The 19,930-nt window shown below is 63.5% G+C and carries 14 protein-coding genes and 2 CRISPR repeat arrays (1 of these 16 cut by a window edge); of the genes, 10 read left to right on the top strand and 4 right to left on the bottom strand.

Features of this window, described 5'->3' with window-relative positions; genetic code table 11:
* The first annotated feature begins 47 nt into the window (after positions 1 to 47).
* On the top strand, positions 48 to 2,603 hold the full coding sequence (locus BI343_RS14780) for an EAL domain-containing protein (RefSeq protein ID WP_244886666.1): 2,556 nt from the start codon (positions 48 to 50) through the stop codon (positions 2,601 to 2,603).
* Positions 2,604 to 2,677: 74 nt separating this feature from the next.
* Here the strand turns inward: BI343_RS14780 and serS are convergent, their stop codons facing one another.
* From serS to earP, 4 genes are all read right to left on the bottom strand, one after another.
* Positions 2,678 to 3,961 carry a serine--tRNA ligase gene (gene serS, locus BI343_RS14775; RefSeq protein ID WP_071110260.1) on the bottom strand — a complete coding sequence of 428 codons (1,284 nt, stop codon included), beginning with the start codon at positions 3,959 to 3,961 and terminating at the stop codon, positions 2,678 to 2,680.
* Positions 3,962 to 4,264: 303 nt separating this feature from the next.
* Complete coding sequence (locus BI343_RS14770) at positions 4,265 to 5,587, bottom strand: replication-associated recombination protein A (RefSeq protein WP_071110259.1); 1,323 nt, start codon at positions 5,585 to 5,587, stop codon at positions 4,265 to 4,267.
* Positions 5,588 to 5,693: 106 nt separating this feature from the next.
* The gene (gene efp, locus BI343_RS14765; RefSeq protein WP_043623327.1) at positions 5,694 to 6,257 is read right to left on the bottom strand and encodes an elongation factor P; all 564 of its coding nucleotides are present in this window, start codon (positions 6,255 to 6,257) and stop codon (positions 5,694 to 5,696) included.
* A 71-nt stretch (positions 6,258 to 6,328) separates the two neighbouring features.
* On the bottom strand, positions 6,329 to 7,483 hold the full coding sequence (gene earP / locus BI343_RS14760) for an elongation factor P maturation arginine rhamnosyltransferase EarP (protein ID WP_071110258.1): 1,155 nt from the start codon (positions 7,481 to 7,483) through the stop codon (positions 6,329 to 6,331).
* A 127-nt stretch (positions 7,484 to 7,610) separates the two neighbouring features.
* Between earP and BI343_RS14755 the strand changes: the two genes are divergently transcribed.
* The 9 genes from BI343_RS14755 (at position 7,611) to cas2e (ending at position 19,694) form a co-directional block, all read left to right on the top strand.
* Positions 7,611 to 9,854, top strand: a complete 2,244-nt coding sequence (locus tag BI343_RS14755) for a glycoside hydrolase (RefSeq protein WP_071110257.1) — start codon at positions 7,611 to 7,613, stop codon at positions 9,852 to 9,854.
* A 164-nt stretch (positions 9,855 to 10,018) separates the two neighbouring features.
* A CRISPR array of direct repeats spans positions 10,019 to 10,473; the repeat unit is 29 nt; unit sequence GTGTTCCCCGCGCGAGCGGGGATGAACCG.
* Positions 10,474 to 10,672: 199 nt separating this feature from the next.
* The gene (locus tag BI343_RS14750) at positions 10,673 to 13,411 is read left to right on the top strand and encodes a CRISPR-associated helicase/endonuclease Cas3 (protein ID WP_071110256.1); all 2,739 of its coding nucleotides are present in this window, start codon (positions 10,673 to 10,675) and stop codon (positions 13,409 to 13,411) included.
* Between the two features lie 395 nt (positions 13,412 to 13,806).
* On the top strand, positions 13,807 to 15,390 hold the full coding sequence (casA, locus tag BI343_RS14745; protein WP_071110255.1) for a type I-E CRISPR-associated protein Cse1/CasA: 1,584 nt from the start codon (positions 13,807 to 13,809) through the stop codon (positions 15,388 to 15,390).
* Positions 15,371 to 15,958 (top strand): type I-E CRISPR-associated protein Cse2/CasB, encoded by a 588-nt coding sequence (gene casB, locus BI343_RS14740; protein WP_071110254.1) that lies wholly within the window; start codon positions 15,371 to 15,373, stop codon positions 15,956 to 15,958. Before casA ends, casB begins: the two co-directional genes overlap by 20 nt.
* Positions 15,959 to 15,977: 19 nt before the next feature.
* Complete coding sequence (gene cas7e / locus BI343_RS14735; protein WP_071110253.1) at positions 15,978 to 17,030, top strand: type I-E CRISPR-associated protein Cas7/Cse4/CasC; 1,053 nt, start codon at positions 15,978 to 15,980, stop codon at positions 17,028 to 17,030.
* Positions 17,031 to 17,034: 4 nt separating this feature from the next.
* On the top strand, positions 17,035 to 17,796 hold the full coding sequence (gene cas5e, locus BI343_RS14730; RefSeq protein ID WP_071110252.1) for a type I-E CRISPR-associated protein Cas5/CasD: 762 nt from the start codon (positions 17,035 to 17,037) through the stop codon (positions 17,794 to 17,796).
* Positions 17,793 to 18,497 carry a type I-E CRISPR-associated protein Cas6/Cse3/CasE gene (cas6e, locus tag BI343_RS14725; RefSeq protein ID WP_071110251.1) on the top strand — a complete coding sequence of 235 codons (705 nt, stop codon included), beginning with the start codon at positions 17,793 to 17,795 and terminating at the stop codon, positions 18,495 to 18,497. The genes cas5e and cas6e overlap by 4 nt, the downstream gene beginning before the upstream one ends.
* On the top strand, positions 18,494 to 19,411 hold the full coding sequence (gene cas1e / locus BI343_RS14720; RefSeq protein WP_071110250.1) for a type I-E CRISPR-associated endonuclease Cas1e: 918 nt from the start codon (positions 18,494 to 18,496) through the stop codon (positions 19,409 to 19,411). Before cas6e ends, cas1e begins: the two co-directional genes overlap by 4 nt.
* Positions 19,392 to 19,694, top strand: a complete 303-nt coding sequence (gene cas2e, locus BI343_RS14715; protein ID WP_071110249.1) for a type I-E CRISPR-associated endoribonuclease Cas2e — start codon at positions 19,392 to 19,394, stop codon at positions 19,692 to 19,694. The genes cas1e and cas2e overlap by 20 nt, the downstream gene beginning before the upstream one ends.
* A 101-nt stretch (positions 19,695 to 19,795) precedes the next feature.
* Positions 19,796 to 19,930: a CRISPR direct-repeat array (repeat unit 29 nt; unit sequence GTGTTCCCCGCAGGCGCGGGGATGAACCG) (it continues 1,235 nt past the right edge of the window).

Genomic DNA, 19,930 nt, shown 5'->3' with positions numbered 1-19,930 from the left:
CATTATTTTGCGCCAAGCAGCCTTGTCGCTGCAGGGTTGACGCTATAATGGCCGTCACCGAATATGACGCATCCATTCCCATGCCCCTGCCGCATCCCGATCAAACCATAGCCGAGATCGCTTCCTGCGACCTGCTCAGCTGCCCGCAGTCTTTGTCCATACGGGAGGCGGCCAGCCGCATGATGGCGGCCGGCTGCAGCTCCATCGTGGTGCGTCACGAGGACAGCGGCGAGGTGCTGGGCATCTGGACCGAGGCCGATGCGCTGGATGCCTCGCTGGGGCGGGTCGATCCGCTGCTGCCGGTGGGACAGGCGGTCAGCGGCGGGGGGGCGCTGTTGCCGCACGATATGCCGCTGTTGGCCGTGGTGCGCGAATTCCGCGCGCGCCAGCTGCGCCATGCTTTGATCATGAAAGACGGCGCGCCGCTGGGCATGGTCACGCTGACCGATATCGTGCGCAACCAGGGGCTGGAGTCATTCTTGATCGTCAAGCGGGTGCGCGATCTGCCCGGCCCGCCGGCGCGCATTCTGCCGGCAGGGGCGTCTGCGCAGGAGGCGATGCGGGCCATGCGCGAACACGCGCTATCCGCGCTGGCGGTGGCGCTGGGCGACGGCGCTTACGGCATCGTCACCCAGCGCGACGTGCTGCGTTGGCTGGCCGCCGACGCGATGCCGGCCTCGCTGGGCGAGAGCTGCCGCAAGCCCTTGATCGGCGTGGCGGACACGGCCAGCCTGCTGCAGGCCAGGCAACTGGTGCAGCAGCACCATATCCGCCATCTGGCGGTATTCGGCGAGGATGGCCAGCTGCTGAGGCTGCTTGGCTTCGACGACATCGTGCAGGGCATCGAGCACGAATACCTGCATGAGCTGAACGAGGCGCTGCGCCAGCGCGACCACGCCTTGCAGCAGTCGCGGCACAGCCTGCTGCTGGCCGACAAGGTGTTCGAGTCGACCATGGAAGGCATCGTCATCACCGACCGCAACGGCGTGATCCAGTCGGTGAATCCGGCTTTCACCCGCATTACCGGCTACAGCCGCGAGGAGGCGATGGGACAGACGCCGGCCATGCTGAAGTCCGGCCGCCAGCCGCCGGAGTTTTATCACCATATGTGGCAGACCCTGCTGCGCGACGGCTGCTGGCAGGGCGAGGTGGTAAACCGGCGCAAGGGCGGTTTGCTGTACACCGAACACCTGAGCATCACCGCCATCCGCGATGGCCAGGGCGAATGCCTGCATTATGTGGCGGTGTTTTCCGACATCACCCAGCGCAAGCAGGCGGAGGAGCGGCTGCACTTCCTGGCCAACCACGACGCGCTGACCAGCCTGCCCAACCGCACCTTGTTTCTGGAACGCTTGCAGCTGGCGGTGGACGGCGCCGATGCCGGCGGCTATGGGGTGGCGCTGCTGTTCATCGATCTGGACCGCTTCAAGCTGGTCAACGATACGCTGGGCCACTATGCCGGCGACCAGTTGCTGATCCACATCGCGCGCCAATTGCAGTCGCTGTTGCTGCCTGGCGAGACGGCGGCGCGGCTGTCGGGCGACGAATTCACCGTACTGCTGGAGGGCGCGGCCGGCGAAGCGCAGGTGGCGGCGCGCGCCCAGGCCATCCTGGACGCCATCACCGCGCTGTCCGGCGCGGATGGCCAGCAGATGTTCATCTCCGCCAGCATAGGCATCAGCATGTTCCCGGACGACGGCCGCGACGCCGACACCTTGCTGGTGCACGCGGACACGGCGATGTACCGCGCCAAGCAGCGCGGCAAGAACGGTTTTCAGTTCTATACCGCCGATATGAACGCGCGGGCGCTGGAGCGGCTGAAGCTGGAGTACAGCCTGCATCGCGCCTTGGCGCAGCAGGAACTGGAGCTGTGGTATCAGCCTAAAGTCGCGCTCGACAGCGGCCGCATCGTCGGCGCTGAGGCGCTGCTGCGCTGGCGCCATCCGGAGCTGGGCCTGGTGCCGCCGGACCGCTTTATTCCGATCGCGGAGGACAGCGCGCTGATCGTGCAGATCGGCAACTGGGTGCTGGACACCGCCTGCGCCGATATCCGCCGCTGGCGCGATGCCGGCCATTTGCCGGGGCGGGTGGCGGTCAATGTTTCCGGCCGCCAGCTCAAGCACGGCGATTTCACCCGGCAACTGGAGGACAGGCTGCGCCGTCATGGCCTGGACAGCGCCGACCTGGAGCTGGAAATCACCGAGAGCGTGGCGATGGATGAGGCCGGCGGCATGGTGGACATGCTGCGCCGGCTGCAGCAATTGGGCGTGTATCTGTCCATCGACGACTTCGGCACCGGCTATTCCTCGCTGTCTTACCTGAAGCGCCTGCCGGTGCGCGGGCTGAAGATAGACCGCTCTTTCATCGCGGACTGCGGGCGCGACAACGACGACGCCGCCATCACCCGCGCCATCGTTTCCATCGCCCGCAGCCTGGGGCTGGACGTGGTGGCGGAGGGGGTGGAGGACGAGGAGCAGCGCCGCTTCTTGCGGGAGCTGGGGTGCAACTGCGCTCAGGGTTTTTTGTTCAGCAAGCCGCTGGCGCGCAGCCAGTTCGAGGTGTTGCTGGCGATCCAGGCCAGTCAGCCGGCGCTGGCCCACTGAGCCGGCCCGCGCCGGAAGCGGCGCGCAAAAAAAAGACCGGCTTCGCGAAGCCGGTCTTGTGTCAGCGGGGCGCTTTAGCCGCCGATCCGGTCCTTGCCCATGTATGGGCGCAGCGCGGTCGGGATGGTCACGCTGCCGTCGGCGTTCTGGTAGTTTTCCAGGATCGCCACCAGGGTGCGGCCCACGGCCAGACCGGAGCCGTTCAGCGTGTGCACCAGCTGGTTCTTGCCGTTTTCGTCCTTGTAGCGCGCCTTCATGCGGCGGGCCTGGAAGGCTTCGCAGTTGGAGCAAGAGCTGATCTCGCGGTAGGTGTTCTGCGCCGGCAGCCACACTTCCAGGTCATAGGTTTTGGACGAGCCGAAACCCATGTCGCCAGTGCACAGCGTGATCACGCGGTAAGGCAGCTCCAGCGCCTTCAGGATGTTCTCGGCGTGGCCCACCATCTCTTCCAGCGCGGCGTAGGAGTCTTCCGGCTTTTCGATGCGCACCATCTCCACCTTGTCGAACTGGTGCTGACGAATCATGCCGCGGGTGTCGCGGCCGTAGCTGCCGGCTTCGGAGCGGAAACACGGCGAGTGCGCGGTGAACTTCTTCGGCAGCTCGTCGGCCTGCAGAATGGTGTCGGCCACGGTATTGGTCAGCGTGATTTCCGAGGTGGAGATCAGGTATTGCGGGCTGGCGGTTTCGTCGCCGCCGCGCATCACCTTGAACATGTCTTCGGCGAACTTGGGCAGCTGGCCAGTGCCGAACAGCGCGGTGTCGTTGACGATGTACGGTGTGTAGTGCTCGACGTAGCCGTGGTTGCCAGTGTGGGTGTTCAGCATGAACTGGGCGATGGCGCGGTGCAGGCGGGCGATGTCGCCCTTCAGCACGGTGAAGCGCGCGCCGGACAGCTTGGCGCCGGTTTCGGCGTCCAGGCCCAGCGGGATGCCGACGTCGACGTGATCTTTGACTGCAAAGTCGAACTGGCGCGGCACGCCCACGCGGCGCACTTCCACGTTGTCGGCCTCGTCCTTGCCCACCGGCACCGATTCGTGCGGCAGGTTGGGGATGGACATCAGCCAGGCGTCCAGCTTGCTCTGCACGCCTTCGAATGCCAGTTCGGCAGCTTTCAGCTCGTCACCCAGCGTCGCTACTTCGGCCATGATGGCGGAGACATCCTCACCCTTGCTCTTGGCGATGCCGATCTGCTTGGAGGAAGCGTTGCGCTTGGCTTGCAGTTCCTGCATGCGGGATTGCAGAGACTTGCGCTCGGATTCCAGCTGATTGAAGGCGGCGGTGTCCAGGGTGTAGCCGCGGCCGGCCAGACGGGCGGCGACGGCTTCGATGTCGTTGCGAAGTAAGTTGATGTCGAGCATGGCTAGTTTACTATTCGGTTAAGGATGATGATCGTAATAGGAATTATTGTCACGCAGAAAAAAAGTTTTTGAGGAACGGTACTGAGCCTCTTTTTATTTGCTGCATGGGCAATCGGTATGGTAATTCCTAATGTACCTGATATAACGCAAATGATAAATTCAGGTATTTGCATCCAGCTATCGGATCGCAATAAATGAGAAAAAAGAATAGCTGCGCAGATTAGCATCTTAGGGAGCCAAGTATTGTTTGTATACTTGGAAATCCATATTCCCAGAGGATCTGTCCAGTATATGGCGGGATTGCTAATCATCTTCCTTTTCTCCAAGGGCTGATCTGTCCAGCTGACGCAAAAAAGCCAGTTTGTCCTGAATCTTGCTTTCCAGTCCGCGCGGTACAGGGCGATACCATTCGATGTCTTCCAGCCCTTCCGGGAGATAAGTTTCCCCGGCGGCGTAGGCGTGGGGCTCATCGTGCGCGTAGCGGTAGGCGTGACCGTAGCCCAGTTCCTTCATCAGGCGGGTCGGCGCGTTTCTCAAGTGTACCGGCACCGGACGGGATTTGTCCTGTTTCACGAAGGCGCGGGCCTCATTATACGCCTTGTACCCGGCATTGCTCTTGGCGGCGACGGCCAAATAAATCACCGCTTGTCCCAGCGCAAGCTCGCCTTCCGGGCTGCCCAGCCGTTCGTAAGTGGCGGCGGCGTCGTTGGCGATCTGCATGGCGCGCGGATCGGCCAGGCCGATGTCTTCCCAGGCCATGCGCACGATGCGCCGCGCCAGGTAGCGCGGGTCGGCCCCGCCGTCCAGCATGCGGCTGAGCCAGTACAGCGCCGCGTCCGGATTGGAGCCGCGCACCGATTTGTGCAGCGCGGAAATCTGGTCGTAGAAGGCGTCGCCGCCCTTGTCGAAGCGCCGCGCGTTCAGCGTCAGCACTTCTTCCAGAAACGCAGCGTCGACCTCGGCCTGGCCGCGCGCTTGCGCCGCGGTGCGGGTCTGCTCCAGCAGATTCAGAAAACGCCGGGCGTCGCCGTCGGCATAGCCGGTCAGCGTGGAAACCGCCGCCTCGCTGAAGTTCAGGCCATCCAGCGCGCCTTCGGACTGGGCGCGCTCGAACAATTGCTTCAGCTCGTCTTCGCTCAAGCTGTTCAGCACATACACCTGGGCCCGGGACAGCAGCGCGGAATTGACCTCGAACGACGGGTTTTCCGTGGTGGCGCCGATGAAGGTGATCAGGCCGGACTCCACAAACGGCAAGAAGGCGTCCTGCTGGCTCTTGTTGAAGCGGTGCACCTCATCGACGAACAGAATGGTTCGCCGGCCGGAGCGTTGCAGCGCCGCATGGGCTTTTTCCACCGCCTCGCGGATGTCCTTGACGCCGGCGAACACCGCCGAGATCGGGATGAACTCGGCGTCGAAGCTGGCGGCCAGGATGCGCGCCAGCGTGGTCTTGCCGACGCCGGGCGGCCCCCACAGTATCATCGAGTGCGGTTTGCCGGCTTCCACCGCCAGGCTCAGCGGCTTGCCGGGGCCGATCAGATGCTGCTGGCCGATCACCTGATCCAGCGCGGCCGGACGCAAGGCTTCGGCCAACGGTTTTTGCGGTTCGACGGAAAAGAGATCGGACATGGGTGGTTTTGGTGGGACGGGAAGGGTAAACAGTATACCAGCCAGATGCGGGGATGAAAAAAGCGCCCGGAAGGGCGCTTTTTTGGGCACGACGGTCAGGAAGAGCTTAGGCGCGCTTCTTGAATTCGTTGGTGCGGGTGTCGATTTCGATCTTTTCGCCGGTGTTGACGAAGGCCGGAACCTGAACTTCGAAGGTGGTGCCTACCAGGCGGGCCGGCTTCAGCACCTTGCCCGAAGTGTCGCCGCGCACGGCCGGCTCGGTGTATTCCACTTCGCGGATTACGGTGGTGGGCAGCTCCACGGAGATGGCCTTGCCGTCGTAGAAGGTCACTTGGCAAACGTCTTCCATGCCGTCAACGATGTAGTTGATGGTGTCGCCCAGGTTGTCGGCTTCCACTTCGTACTGGTTGAACTCGGAGTCCATGAACACGTACATCGGGTCGGCGAAGTAGGAGTAGGTGCAGTCCTTGCGGTCCAGCACGACGACGTCGAACTTGTCGTCGGCGCGGTAAACGGTTTCGCTGCCGGCGCCGGTCAGCAGGTTCTTCATCTTCATCTTCACTACGGAAGCGTTGCGGCCGGACTTGCTGAATTCAGCCTTCTGAACAACCATCGGGTCGTTGCCGACCATGAATACGTTACCAGCGCGCAGTTCTTGTGCGGTTTTCATTGCGTATGAGTCCCAAACTCTTGAATTAACGACGGAAACCCGGAACGGCTTTCCGACAAAAACGCCGCATTTTATCCGATTTCAGAAACTTCGGCGACAAATTGCAGCAGTCTATGCGCCAGATCGCCGCCTTCCAGCAATTGCTGTTGCCAGTTTGCCGCATGTCTGCGCCAAGCCGGCAGCCATCTTGCGGCATTGCGCCAGGCTGTGGCGATGTCGCCATCCTGGTTCCAGGCCAGGTTCAGTTCGCGGATGGCCGCGGCGGCTTCCTCGGGCAGACCTCGGCAATATCGCTCCAGAAAGGCCTGCAATTTAGCCAGGTGCGCTTCGTCTTCTTGCGGATAGATGTGCCACAGCATGGGTCGCGCCGCCCATTGCGAACGCGCCAGGCTGTCCTCGCCGCGCACGCAGTTGAAATCGCAGCTCCACAGCAGGCGGTCGTAGTCGTCCTGATCGCTCATCGACAGCACGTCCACGGTCAGCCGGCCCAACTGGGCGTGTTCGCCCACTTGCAAAGGGTGGTCGAACAGGCCGGAAACGGCGGCTTGCGCCTTGCCTTCCGGCACCAGGCAGCGCACCGGCTGCGGGCCGTCGGCCCAGGCCTGCAGCAGCCGGGCTGCGGCCGGGTTCTCATAGCAGAACAGGCTGGCTTTCCATTCATGGTCCGCCAGCGCCGGCACATTGCGCCGCCGCCAGTAGTCGCGTTGCGCCTCTTCGTCCGCCTGCCACGCTTCGCGCGCGGCGATCAGCCCGTCCTCGCAGATCAGGCCGCCGCTGGCCGCGTCAAAGCCGGGGAAGAAGAAATGCTTGGTCAGCGGCAGCTGCGGATGCGGCGACGGCAGCTTGTGGCAGCCGCGCGTCCAGTCTTCCGCCGACAGGTATTCCAAATTGATCCACACCGGTTTGGCCGGCCGGGCAGCCATCGTCTCTTCAAAACGGTTTGGCAAGCGACAGCCAAATGCCTCCACCACCACGTCCCCCGGGATGATGTCTTCTGGAAAGTCCGCTTGCGGCCAGCGGCGGATCTGGATGCCGGCCAGCGTCTGCTGCGGCAAGGCCGGGTCCAGCTCGGGCGCGATGCGCGCGAAGCTGGCCAGATCATCCACCCACAATCGCACCTCGCGGCCGCAGTCATGCGCCAGTCGGCGCGCCAGGCGCCAGGTGACGCCGATGTCGCCGTAGTTGTCGATGACGGTGCAGAAAATATCCCAGTGTCGATGTGTCATGTTTCTTTAACAAATTGCGAACGGCGCGAGCTTACCACGGCCAGCCATGCAATATCACCATTGGCGAATTTTCGCGCGCAAGCATGGTCTTAAGCACATGCTGTAAATACATTGTTAAGGAATAAGCATGCGTTTGAAGTATGGATGGGGCTTGTTGGCCATGCTGCCGCTGTCTGCCTGGGCGGGCATCGTGTTGCAGAATGAAGCGTGGCGGGTGGAACTGGAGCCGGCTACCTTGGCCATCAAGGTGGAACCGGCCGGCGGCGGCAAGCGGACGCTTTCCGACGGCGTGGCGCCGCATGCGGTATCCGCGCTGGAGCAGGAAGCGCACAACGCGCTGTGGCAATGGGACGATGGACGCTACCATTGGCTGGCCCGCCTGGAAGGGCGCGATCTGCGGTTGACGCTCAATGCCGCGGCCCCGGGCCGCGTGGAGCTGTTGCGACAACCGCCTTCCGCGATGGGCCGCGGCCTGATCCTGCCGCTGGCGGAAGGCAGCTATATCCCGGAAGGCAGCAAGCTGTGGCAGGATTTTCTGCCTGGCTTTGCCGGCGATGGGCTGGATACCTCGGAAAACCTCAGCCTGCCGCTCTGGGGCATGGACTACGGCCGCAGCAGCCTGCACTGGCTGCTGCTGAATCCGTTCAACAACCGCCTGGCCTTTGCCGCGCAAGGCCAGGGCCTGGCCCTGACGCTGAGCCACGACTTCAACGCGCTGAACCAGAACCAGCCGTTCACGCTGCTGCTGCGTTTGGGAGACGACAATCCGCTGTCCGGCGCGCAGCGATACCGTCAGTGGCTGGTGTCGGAAGGCCGCTACCAGACGCTGGAAGACAAGATCCGCCGCCAGCCGGAAACGGCCAAGCTGGTGGGCGCCAGCCACATCTATCTATGGGGCAATAACCTGCTGGATGTGTCCGATGTGCGCGACTGGCCGGCCTTTGTCCGTTTGCTGCGCGGGCCGGCGCCGCTGGCCGCGCGGCTGCGCGCGCATTTCGATGGCGAGGGCAAAGCCGCCTTGCAAGGCGCGGGCAAGCGGCCCAACCGTTATCAGCAAAAGGCATTGATAAACGCCGTCAACCAGGCGCTCACCGCGGAGGCGCGCGCCGGTTGGCTGGGGCCGCAGCCGGCCTGGGCCGATTTGGCATCGCCCTATCGCAAGCTGCGCGTGGAGGTGGAGCATGCGTTTGGCCCGGCCTTGCTGGCCGACGCCTCGCGCTGGGGCGGCGGCTTGTCGCGCAAGACGGTGGACGCGCTGCAATCGGCCGGATTGAAACGGCTATGGCTGGGCGTGGACAACTGGGAGGGCGGCCTGTGGCAGCCGCTGGCGGTGAAAGCCGGCGTGGCGGCCGGCTATCTGATGGGCAGCTACGACTCCTATGAAACCGCCTTGCCGCCGGGCCAGCATGAAGACTGGCTGACAGCCCAGCAGGGCGAGGCGGTTTATCGCAAATGCGGCGTCATGCAGGAGAACGGCAAAATGAAGGCCGGCTTCCAGCAGTCCGGCTACTACACCAACCCGGCCTGCGTGCGCGACACGCTTGAGCAGCGCACGCGCGCGCTCATGTCCGCCGTCGGCTTCAACAGCTGGTTCCTCGATGCCTACGCCACCGGCATGGCGTTTGACGATTTCACCCCGGGCCGCCACACCGCCAAGTCGGCCATGGCGCAAGGCTACGAACAATCCATGCAATGGGTGGCCGACGCCTACCAGCTGCCGGTGGGGTCGGAAATGGGCAACGCCACCACCAGCCGCGGCATCGCCTTTGCCCACGGCATGCAGGTGCCCGTGCTAGGGTGGGGCGACCCGGATCTGCAGAAAAACCAGAAGTCGCCATACTATCTGGGCCGCTGGTTCCCGGCGGACCAGCCGGAAACCTTCTTCAAGCAGGTCCCGCTCAAACAGCCCTACCGCGATCTTTATTACAGCCCCGAATATCGGTTGCCGCTGTACCAGGCCGTATTCCACGGCTCAATCGTCACCACCAACCACTGGCTGTACGACAACCTGAAGTTCAGCAACGCCTATGCCGACAACCTGCTGGCGCAATGGCTGTACAACGTTCCGCCGCTGTTCCACCTGTCCGCCGCCAGCCTCAAAAGCCGGCTGCCGCAGCTGCAATGCGCCGACCGCGCCTTCCGTCCGCTGCACCAGCAACTGGCCGCCCAGGCCATGACCGGATTCAGCTGGCTCAACCCGGAACGCACTTTGCAGCAAACCCGCTTTGCCGACGGCAGCCTGCTCACCGCCAACTTCGGCATGGCGCCCGCCGCATACGGCAAACAGACCTTGCCGCCGCAAAGCCTGCTGGCCCAGCCGGCCGGACAAGCGCCGCGCCTGTTGCGCGTGGTGGATTGCACGGGAAATTAGCGCGGCGCGATCATTCCGATGGCGTTTTCGCGTGGTAAAGTGCTCTAGATAACGGCGGCAGACGCTGTGGTCGCGATGATTCAGGCGCTGAATTTTTAGGCGGGAAAATCGGTAGGATTTTGCTTGATGTTTTTGTCTTTAAAAATCAGCTGCTTGAAATTGGTGCGTTCCCCGCGCGAGCGGGGATGAACCGCTGCATCCATTCGTCAAAGCGCATGCTGTCTCGTGTTCCCCGCGCGAGCGGGGATGAACCGAAACATGCGATTTTGATTCCGCATCCTCTTTAGTGTTCCCCGCGCGAGCGGGGATGAACCGCAGCCCGAGCATAGCCGGTGGCTAATCCGTCGTGTTCCCCGCGCGAGCGGGGATGAACCGGCCTCGTCGATCGATTTCCTGGGTAGTCTCAAGTGTTCCCCGCGCGAGCGGGGATGAACCGGTGTCGAGGTCATGCACGCTGGGCAGGGTGGCGTGTTCCCCGCGCGAGCGGGGATGAACCGCCAGTCATCGACGCCGAGATGGAGCAGCAATGGTGTTCCCCGCGCGAGCGGGGATGAACCGAAATCGTAGGCGTCAACGGCAAGCCGCTGCGCGTGTTCCCCGCGTGAGCGGGGATGAACTGGGCCAGAGTTTGAGGTCGAGGTTGTCAGCCTGTGCTCCTTATGCCAGCGTGCCTGATTCTGTATGCCTCGCGCAGTATTTTCATGTGATGAATTTCTTGTGGAGACAGTTGAAAAGTGAAATGACATTCGATTGAAATGCTGCTAGCCTGCGCGCTTAGATCATGTCTATTGAGCTGACTGGTTTGTGCCGGAGGATCCATGCAAGCGTATTGGCGATACAGGGGAAAATCCTCGCCGCGTGACGATGCGGGCGAGCGCTGGCATTTGCTGCCTTTCCACATGCTCGACGTGGCGGCGGTGATGGAGGCTCTGCTGGATCTACGGCCGATTTGGGTGGCGGGTTGCGCAGCCAGCCAGGGCTGGAGCGTGGAGCAGTTCCGCGCGGCAGCGGTGTATTTCGCCATCTTGCACGATACGGGCAAGTTCGCCCGCAGTTTTCAGGCCATTCTGCCGCCGGGTTGTGTCGATTTGGTGCCGGTGGGGCGCGCGCCGCAATACACGCTGCGCCACGATAGCCTGGGCTTCTTGTTATGGATGGATCATCTGCAAGATAGCTTGCCGGCGGAGGTCATGCCGGTGGCGAACCGCGAATATTGGGATGACTGGTGGCGCATCGTCTGCGGCCATCATGGCCAGCCGCCGCGGGAGGGCGGGGCCAGACGCTTGCGGGCCAGCGATCACTTTCTGCCGGACGATATGGACGTCGCGCTGGCCTTTGCCTGCGACGCCGCGGCCTTGGTCGGTTCTTTGCCTATGCCTGTCCATGAACTTGATCCGCGCCTGGGCTGGCAGCTTGCCGGCCTGATGGTGCTGGCGGACTGGATAGGCTCCAACCAATATCATTTTCCCTACCGATCCCGGCCCATGGCGCTTGCGGACTATTGGCATGAGCATGCCCGCCCGGCTGCGCGGCGGGCCCTGGCCGTCTCCGGCATCACTGCCAGTGCTAGCGCGCCTTATGCCGGCGCGGATCAGTTGACCCGCTTCATCCCCTATCTGTCTTCTCCCACGCCTTTGCAGCGTTACGTCGCCAGCGTGTCCCTGGCCGATGGACCGCAGCTTTTCCTGCTGGAAGACGTGACCGGCGCCGGCAAGACCGAGGCGGCGCTGATTCTGGCGCGTCGTCTGATGGCGGCAGGGCTGGCCGATGGCCTGTACTTCGCCCTGCCCACCATGGCCACGGCCAACCAAATGTATCGCCGCGTGGGCGGCGTGTATCGCAAGCTGTTCGCCGATGGCGAGCGGCCGTCTCTGGTGTTGGCGCATTCCGCGCGCCAGTTGGTGGAGGACTTCGCGCTCAGCGTGCAAAGTGGCGGCAAGCCCTATGCCAAGGACGATGCCTCGGCAGGCATGAGCTGCAATGCCTGGCTTGCGGATAACAATAAAAAGGCTTTGCTGGCGCAGGCCGGCGTCGGCTCCATAGACCAGGCCTTGCTGGCCGCGCTGCCGGTGCGGCACCAGTCGCTGCGCTTGCTGGGGCTGAGCAGCAAGGTGTTGGTGGTTGATGAAGTGCACGGTTTCGACCCCTATGTGCGCACGCTGTTGGCCGGTTTGCTGCGCTGGCACGCGGCGCAAGGCGGCAGCGCGGTGCTGTTGTCCGCCACCTTGCCGGAGCAGATCAAGCGCGAGTTGCTGAACGCTTATCGCCAAGGCTTGGCCCAGCCTGGCCTCAGCCAAGCCTTTCTGCCGGATTATCCCTTGGCCAGCCATCTTTCCGCCTCCGCCTTCCATCAGCAGCCCTGTGAAACCCGCCGCGAGGTCAAGCGCAAGGTGCGGGTGGCGCATCTGCATGATGAACAGGCTGTGATCGAGCGGATCATCCAGCAAGCGCATACCGGCCGCTGCGTGTGCTGGGTGCGCAATACTGTGGACGACGCCCGTCGCGCCTTTGACCTGCTGCGGGATGCCATCCCCGCCGATAGGCTGCACCTATTCCATAGCCGTTACGCGATGGGGCATCGGTTGGAGATAGAAGACAAAGTATTGGACGCGCTGGGCAAGCATTCCGATGCCGCCACGCGCTCGGGACGGGTGCTGATCGGCTCTCAAGTATTGGAACAGAGTTTGGATTTCGACGTAGACGTGATGGTCAGCGACTTGGCGCCGATAGACCTGCTGATCCAGCGCGCCGGCCGCTTGCAGCGCCACGCCCGCCAGACCGATGGCCAGCCGTGGCCAGATGGCACGCCTCCAGCGCGGTGCCTGGAGCAGCGGCCGCAGCCTGTGCTCTACGTCTATGGCCCGGAGCCGGATGAAGAAGCCAAGGCCGATTGGTATGGCCGGCTGTTTCCCGGCGCGCAGTACGTATACCCAGATTCCGCCAAGCTATGGCAGACCCAGCAGGCCTTGCTGGAGGCGGGCGGCATCGTGTCGCCTGGAGAAATCGGCGAAGCCGGCGCGGTGCGGCAGTTGGTGGAGGCCGTGTATGGCGGGGCCAGCGAACGTGAAACGCCGGCTGAACTGCACGCTGCCGCCAATAAATGCCTGGGTGAGGCGATGAGCCAGCGCAGCATGGCGCTGTTCAATGGGCTGGATTGGGAAAAGGGCTACTGCGAAGACAGCAGCAAGCACTGGGTCGAAGACAGCGACGTCGCCACCCGGCTGGCTGACGAGACGCGGCTGGTTTATCTGGCAGTGGCCGATGGTGAGGCCTTGCGGCCGCTGTTCCCAAGCGGCGATCCGCGCCTGCAATGGCAGCTGTCCGCGCTGCGAGTGGACGCCAACAAGCTCAAGGACATCGCGCCGGCCTGGCGGCAGCGCTTCAAGCTCATGCTGGATCGTTTGGCGCAGGAGCAACCCTGGCTGAGCGAGTACGACTTGGTCTTGCCTCTGCTTGCCGGTGAAGAGGCGGGCGCGTGGATGGGGCAGGGCGTCGATATCAGGGGCAGGGAAGTGGCGGTGAAGTACAGCCTGGAGTTGGGGCTGTTATGGACGTGAACCAGGCGGCCGGGGCCGCCTGGGGTATCATCCCCACAAAAGTGGGGAACATATTGCAGATTGTTGTGTACTGCGGTTCATCCCCAAAAAGTTGAGGAGCTACTTGAGGGTAGCAGATTCTGGACTGAGAGTTTCATTTTCAGATCGTTTTTTACTGCTTCTGATTTTGTGCTACGATTAAATCGTCCAGCCAAATTCGGGGGTGTTATCGTGCGTGCCAATTTTGTTGAAGTCTTTATCGCATGGTTGTGTGGTGGTATTGATCAGAACTATCTGGGGATGTGCGCCGTCATCTGTGCCATTGGTTTAGCGGTAGCGATTGTGATCGTTGTGCTGAGAGTGCGTAAAGTTAGTTCGCCTCGCGGCGTAAATGTTGACTTCAAGGACTAGGCATCATGAATCTCCTAGCTGCAAATGCAACTTGGCTCCGCTTCAAACGGCGCGATGGCAGCGTGTCGCCGGGCAGCGTCTACGACGCGGCGGACCCGGAGGTGGTGGATGTGCTGGCGCCGCGCGCGGATTTTCGCGGCGCGCTGTATCAGCTGCTTATCGGCCTGCTGCAAACAGCTGCGGCGCCGGGCAATCTGAATGACTGGCTGGGCTATTGGAACGAGCCGCCCAGCGCGACGGAGCTGGAGGCTTGGCTCACGCCACTGCGGCCGGCTTTTGAGCTGACCGGCGACATCGCCTTCATGCAGGACCGCGACACCAAGCTGGAAGGCAACGCCAAAAGCACCGCCGAGCTGCTGATAGACACCGGCTCCGACTCCAACCTGTTCTTCAACAAGCTGGCCGGCTGGCAGGGCCTGTGCGAGGGCTGCGCGGCGCAAGCCTTGTTCACCTTGCAGATCAACGCGCCCAGCGGCGGCGTGGGGCATAGGACTTCGCTGCGCGGCGGCGGGCCGCTGACCACGCTGGTGTTGCCGGAGAACGCCGACGCCTCGCTGTGGCGCAAGCTGTGGCTGAACGTGCTGCCGCTGGATGGCGAGGACGCCGCCTGGCGAGCGGACTTGCCGCTGTCCGCCAAGCTGCCTTGGCTGGCCGCCACCCGCGTTAGCGACAAGAGCGGTGTCGAAACCTTGCCTGAGGATGTGCATCCTGCCCAGGCGTACTGGAGCATGCCGCGCCGCATCCGGCTGGACGCGGACAACGTGGCCGCCGGGGTGTGCGAGGTCTGCGGAGAGGCGCACGACGCCTTGTTCCGCCAGTACCTCACCCGCAATTACGGCATCAATTACACCGGCCCCTGGCTGCATCCGCTTACGCCCTATCTGACCGACCCCAAAGACATCAGCAAGCCGCCCATCTCCACCAAGGGCGGCCGCGCGGCCGGCGGCTACCGCCATTGGCTGAGCCTGACCCTGGGCGAGAACGACGACGAAAAGCCGGCGCGGACGGTATGGGACTTCAACCGCCGGCGCGGCAAGGCGGACAAGCTCCAACAGGATGGCGAGGCGCGGCTGTGGTGCTTTGGTTACCAGATGGACAATATGAAGGCCGAAGCCTGGCGCGATGTCACGCTGCCCTGGTTTGGTTTGATCAGCCAGGACGAGCCGCACTTCATCGAGGCCGTGCGCCAGTTGCTGGAAGTCGCCAGGCAAAGTGCGCTGATGCTGGGGGATGGCGTCAAGAAGGCTCGCAATATGGAGAAGAAGGAACCAGCCATCGAACAGAGCTTCTGGCTGCGCAGCGAGAGCCTGTTCTATCTGGCAGTGAATAGCCTAGCCAAGGCGCCGCAGTTGGATGTCGCCGCGCAGGCGGAGGTTTTCGCGGCCTGGCTGCCGCCGCTGCGCCGGCTGGCGCTGGAATTGTTCGATTATTGGGTGCTGTGCGCGCCGATTGAGGAGATGGATATGGCCAAGGTGGTGAAGGCGCGCGCCGATTTGCAGCGCGGTCTGTGGCGCGCCAAACCCCACAAGAATATGGGCGAGCGTATCGCCCAATACCAGGGAGCAAGCGATGAAGCGGTTTCTCAGTAAGGCTGAACGCCAAACGCTGGCCAAGACGGTCGCGCAGTGGCGGCAGGCGCTAGACCCGAGCGACGAGGAGCGCCATGGGCCGTTCGCCATGTTGAAGCGGGCAGACCGCGCCCAACTGCGGTGCTGCGCCGCGCCGGAAGAAGTATTGCTGCAATCCGCCTTCCATCGGCTGCTGCAGGAGTTGCGGCGGCAGGGTTTGGATGTGGGGGCAGAGGAGTTGGCGCTGGCCGCCGGCGTGGCGGCGCATGCCACCCACGCGCCGGGCAAGGAGTTTGCCCGCAGCTTGGGCCGCAAGAACGAATCCGGCCGCGAGGCGATGAGCGAGCTGCGCTTCCGCCAGCTGCAAACTTGCCGCGACGAGGACAGTTTTTACCGTCAGGCCCGCCGCGCGGTGGACCTGCTGGGCGGCGAAGTGGACGTGGGCAAGCTGGCGGTGGACCTGCTGCAGTGGGTATGGGAATTCCGCGAGCCGGACCCGGCGCTGCCGCCGCGCGAACGCCTGAAACTGCGCTGGGCCGCCGACTATTACCATGAATCCTTGCGCGAAGCCGATCAAGAACCCGCCTGATTGTCATTGGAGAAAAAACATGAGCCGTTTCATCCAGCTGCATACCCTGATTTCCTACCCGCCGGCCAACCTGAACCGCGACGATCTGGGCCGGCCCAAGACCGCGATGATGGGTGGCGTGGAGCGCCTGCGGGTGTCGTCGCAAAGTCTGAAGCGCGCTTGGCGCACCTCAGAACTGTTCGAGCAAAAGCTGTTCAGTAAGGTAGGCCAGAGCGAAGGCGCGCTAGGTACCCGCACCAAGCTGCTGGGCGTGGAGGTTTACGAAAAACTGAAAGCTGCCGGTTTCTCGGAAAAATTGGCCGGCGACAGCACCAATGAAATCGCTAAGGTGTATGGCGCGCTGAAGAAGGATAAACCTTACGAGATAGAGCAATTGGTGCATGTTTCGGCGGAAGAGAAGGCCTCGCTGGACAAGCTGGTGGCCAAGCTGATCGCCGACAAGCGCGCGCCGGAAAAAGAGGAGCTGGACGCGCTGCTGCATAAGCAGCAGGCGGCGGACATCGCCATGTTCGGCCGAATGCTGGCCAGCAAGACCGAACACAATGTGGAGGCGGCGGTGCAGGTGGCGCACGCGCTGGGCATCCATGCCACGGCGGTGGAGGACGATTACTTCACGGCGGTGGACGATCTGAACTGCAAAGACCCCGGCGCGGCCCACATCGGCGAAAGCGCCTTCGCCGCCGCGGTGTTCTATCAGTACATCTGCATCGACCGTGAATTGCTGCTGCAAAACCTGGGCGGCGATGCCGAGCTGGCGAAGCGCGCCATCGCGGCGCTGGCAGAAGCGGTGTTGACGGTTGCGCCCAACGGCAAGCAAAACAGTTACGCCAGCCGCGCCTATGCCCATTACGCGCTGGCCGAGCGCGGCGACCGCCAGCCGCGCAGCCTGTCGCTGGCCTTCCTCAAACCGTTGGGGGGCGCGGATTATGCGGCCGATGGCGTCGAGGCATTGGTGTCCACGCGGAAGAAGATGGATGACGTGTATGGCGCCTGCGCCGACAGCCGCTGCGAATTCGATGTGATCAAGGGCGAGGGCAGCCTGCAGGCGCTGCTGGCTTTCGTCGCGGAGTAAGGCCATGCGCGAGTATCTGGTTTTCCGGCTGTACGGCCCCATGGCCAGCTGGGGCGAGCTGGCAGTGGGAGAGCAACGCGCCAGCGCCGATCATCCGTCCCGCTCCGCGCTGCTGGGCCTGCTGGGCGCGGCGCTGGGCGTGAGGCGGGACGACGAGGCCGGCCAGCAGGCGCTGAGCCGCGGCTACCGCTTTGGCGTCAAGCTCGTCGCCACCGGCATGCCATTGCGCGACTACCACACCGTGCAGTGGCCGGACATTCCCAAGAAGTTTGCCTACCGCAGCCGCCGCCAGGAAGTGCGGGACAAGGAAAAGCTGAACACTATTCTCAGCAGCCGCGAATACCGCAGCGACAGCCTGAGCGCGGTGGCGGTGGAGGCCTCGCCGGACGCGCCATATGGCTTGTCCATGCTAGCCGATGCGTTGCGCGCGCCGGTGTTTTTGCCGTATCTCGGCCGCAAGTCCTGCCCGCTGGCGCTGCCCTTGGACCCAAAGCTGGGCGGTTTCGACACGCTGAAGCAGGCGCTGGACAGCCGCGACGATGAGCCGCTTGTGCCGGGTTTCAACCTGAATGACGACGAGACGTGGCCGGGCGATATCGACTTGGATAAGGACAGGCAGGCGCGTTACTTCTGGGACGAGGCGATGGCCGATGTCGGCATGGACGCCACCTTGCAACTGATGCGGCATGACCAACCCCTGTCGCGCCGGCGCTGGCAATTCGAACCGCGGCGTGAGTGGGTCTATCTGGCGGGAGGCAAGCAATGAGCCATTATCTGTCCCGCATCACGGTTCCGGCGTCGGCGGCTGTCTGCGAATCCGACGCGATGATCGCCGGCAATGCCTATCGAGACCACCGGCTGATGTGGAAGCTGTTTCCGGATGCGCCTGACGCCAAGCGCGATTTCCTGTTCCGCGCGGAGCAGGGCGCCAATGGCCATTTGCTGTACTACCTGCTGTCTCAGCGGCCGCCGCAGGCTTGGCATCCGGCGGTAAAGGTGGAAAGCAAGCCTTACCAGCCCAGGCTGGAGGCGGGTGAATGGGTGCATTTCAGCCTGCGGGCCAATCCGGTGGTGGCCAAGCCCAAGGAAAAGGGCCAACGCAGCCGGCGCCATGATGTATTGATGGTGGCCAAGACCGAGGCGAAAGCCAAGGGCCTCCCGGCAGGCCAAATCCAGGAAGCCATGACTCGCGCCGCGCTGGATTGGCTGGCTCGCCGCGCCATAGCCTGGGGGCTGGAAATCGATGTCGACGAAGTGCAGGTGGACGCCTACGTCCAGCATGTGCTGCACAGCAAGGGACGCCGCCTGCGTTTCTCCTCGGTCGATTACCAGGGCATGGCCAGAGTGGCCGATGGCGACAAGCTGGCGTGCGCTTTATTAGGCCAGCCCGCCGCCGCTCCGCATTCCAGCCTGGGCCATGCCTTGGGCTTTGGCTGCGGCCTACTGTTGGTGAAACGGCTGCCATGAGCCAACCCCTCCCGCCCTTGAAGCCGCTCCCCATCAAGGAGCGGCTTTCCGTCTTGTTCGTCGAGCGCTGCCAGCTGGATGTGCTGGACGGCGCTTTCGTCGCGGTGGATGTGACAGGTGTGCGCACCCACATCCCGGTGGGCGGCGTGGCCTGTTTGATGCTGGAGCCGGGCGTGCGGGTATCCCACGCCGCCTGCAAGCTGGCGGCCCAGGTGGGCACCTTGCTGGTGTGGGTGGGCGAGGCCGGGGTGCGGCTGTATTCAGCCGGCCAGCCCGGCGGCGCGCGGGCGGACCGGCTGCTGTACCAGGCCCGGCTGGCGCTGGACGAGGATGCGCGGCTGAAGGTGGTGCGCGAGATGTATCGCCGGCGTTTTGGCGATGAGCCGCCGCAGCGTCGCAGCGTGGAGCAGCTGCGCGGCATCGAGGGCGCGCGGGTGCGGGCCATGTACCAGCAGTTGGCGCAGCAGTACGGCGTCAAATGGCAGGCGCGCAATTACGACCGCGAAGACTGGGACCAGGCCGACATCCCCAACCGCTGCCTGTCCGCCGCCACCGCCTGCCTGTACGGCGTGACCGAGGCAGCGGTGCTGGCGGCCGGCTACGCGCCGGCCATAGGCTTCATCCACAGCGGCAAGCCGCTGTCCTTCGTCTACGACGTGGCCGACGTCTACAAATTTGAAACCGTGGTGCCGGTGGCCTTCGCCGTCGCCGCCAAGCCGGTGCACAACGTGGAGCGCGAGGTGCGCCAGCGCTGCCGCGACATGTTCCGCAAAACCAGGCTGCTGGAGCGCATCATCCCGGACATCGAAACCATGCTCGACGCCGGCGGTCTGGACAAGCCGGAGGCGCAGGGCGTGGTGGACGCGGCGTTTCCCGAAGACGAGGGGCTGGGCGATGCTGGTCATCGTAATTGAGAACGCGCCGCCCCGGCTGCGCGGCCGGATGGCGATCTGGCTCTTGGAAATCCGCGCCGGCGTTTACGTGGGCAACTACAACTGCAAAATCCGCGACTACCTGTGGCAGCAGGTGGAGGAGGGGCTGGAAGACGGCAACGCGGTGATGGCTTGGCAGGCCGCCACCGAGGCCGGCTTCGACTTCGTCACGCTGGGCGCCAACCGCCGCATCCCGGCCGAGTTCGACGGCGCGAAATTGGTGTCTTTTTTGCCGCCGCCCACGTCGGTGGATACGGGAGAATAAGGCGTAATCGATGTGAGTTGAAAGGGGGATTTGGCTCTTTAAAAATCGGTAGATTTTGGAGTGGTGTTTTTGTTCTTTGGAATCAGTTGCTTGTAATTGGTGTGTTCCCCGCAGGCGCGGGGATGAACCGGGCCAGCCGGCCATTTATCAGGCAGCCATTCGGTGTTCCCCGCAGGCGCGGGGATGAACCGCCGACGGCCGGTATGCAGGGTTGAATGGTAACGTGTTCCCCGCAG

The organism is Chromobacterium amazonense, assembly GCF_001855565.1.
Classification (GTDB): Bacteria; Pseudomonadota; Gammaproteobacteria; order Burkholderiales; family Chromobacteriaceae; genus Chromobacterium; species Chromobacterium amazonense.
The sequence above is the reverse complement of the archived record's forward strand: the minus strand, read 5'-3'. Positions and strand labels throughout refer to the sequence as shown.

Excerpts from the sequence above, each read along its gene's own strand:
- BI343_RS14770 (WP_071110259.1), bottom strand. The coding sequence starts at position 5,587 with ATGTCCGATCTCTTTTCCGTCGAACCGCAAAAACCGTTGGCCGAAGCC.
- casB (WP_071110254.1), top strand. The coding sequence starts at position 15,371 with ATGAAGCGGTTTCTCAGTAAGGCTGAACGCCAAACGCTGGCCAAGACG.
- efp (WP_043623327.1), bottom strand. The coding sequence starts at position 6,257 with ATGAAAACCGCACAAGAACTGCGCGCTGGTAACGTATTCATGGTCGGC.
- cas2e (WP_071110249.1), top strand. The coding sequence starts at position 19,392 with ATGCTGGTCATCGTAATTGAGAACGCGCCGCCCCGGCTGCGCGGCCGG.
- cas5e (WP_071110252.1), top strand. The coding sequence starts at position 17,035 with ATGCGCGAGTATCTGGTTTTCCGGCTGTACGGCCCCATGGCCAGCTGG.
- casA (WP_071110255.1), top strand. The coding sequence starts at position 13,807 with ATGAATCTCCTAGCTGCAAATGCAACTTGGCTCCGCTTCAAACGGCGC.
- BI343_RS14750 (WP_071110256.1), top strand. The coding sequence starts at position 10,673 with ATGCAAGCGTATTGGCGATACAGGGGAAAATCCTCGCCGCGTGACGAT.
- cas1e (WP_071110250.1), top strand. The coding sequence starts at position 18,494 with ATGAGCCAACCCCTCCCGCCCTTGAAGCCGCTCCCCATCAAGGAGCGG.
- earP (WP_071110258.1), bottom strand. The coding sequence starts at position 7,483 with ATGACACATCGACACTGGGATATTTTCTGCACCGTCATCGACAACTAC.
- cas6e (WP_071110251.1), top strand. The coding sequence starts at position 17,793 with ATGAGCCATTATCTGTCCCGCATCACGGTTCCGGCGTCGGCGGCTGTC.
- BI343_RS14755 (WP_071110257.1), top strand. The coding sequence starts at position 7,611 with ATGCGTTTGAAGTATGGATGGGGCTTGTTGGCCATGCTGCCGCTGTCT.
- cas7e (WP_071110253.1), top strand. The coding sequence starts at position 15,978 with ATGAGCCGTTTCATCCAGCTGCATACCCTGATTTCCTACCCGCCGGCC.
- BI343_RS14780 (WP_244886666.1), top strand. The coding sequence starts at position 48 with ATGGCCGTCACCGAATATGACGCATCCATTCCCATGCCCCTGCCGCAT.
- serS (WP_071110260.1), bottom strand. The coding sequence starts at position 3,961 with ATGCTCGACATCAACTTACTTCGCAACGACATCGAAGCCGTCGCCGCC.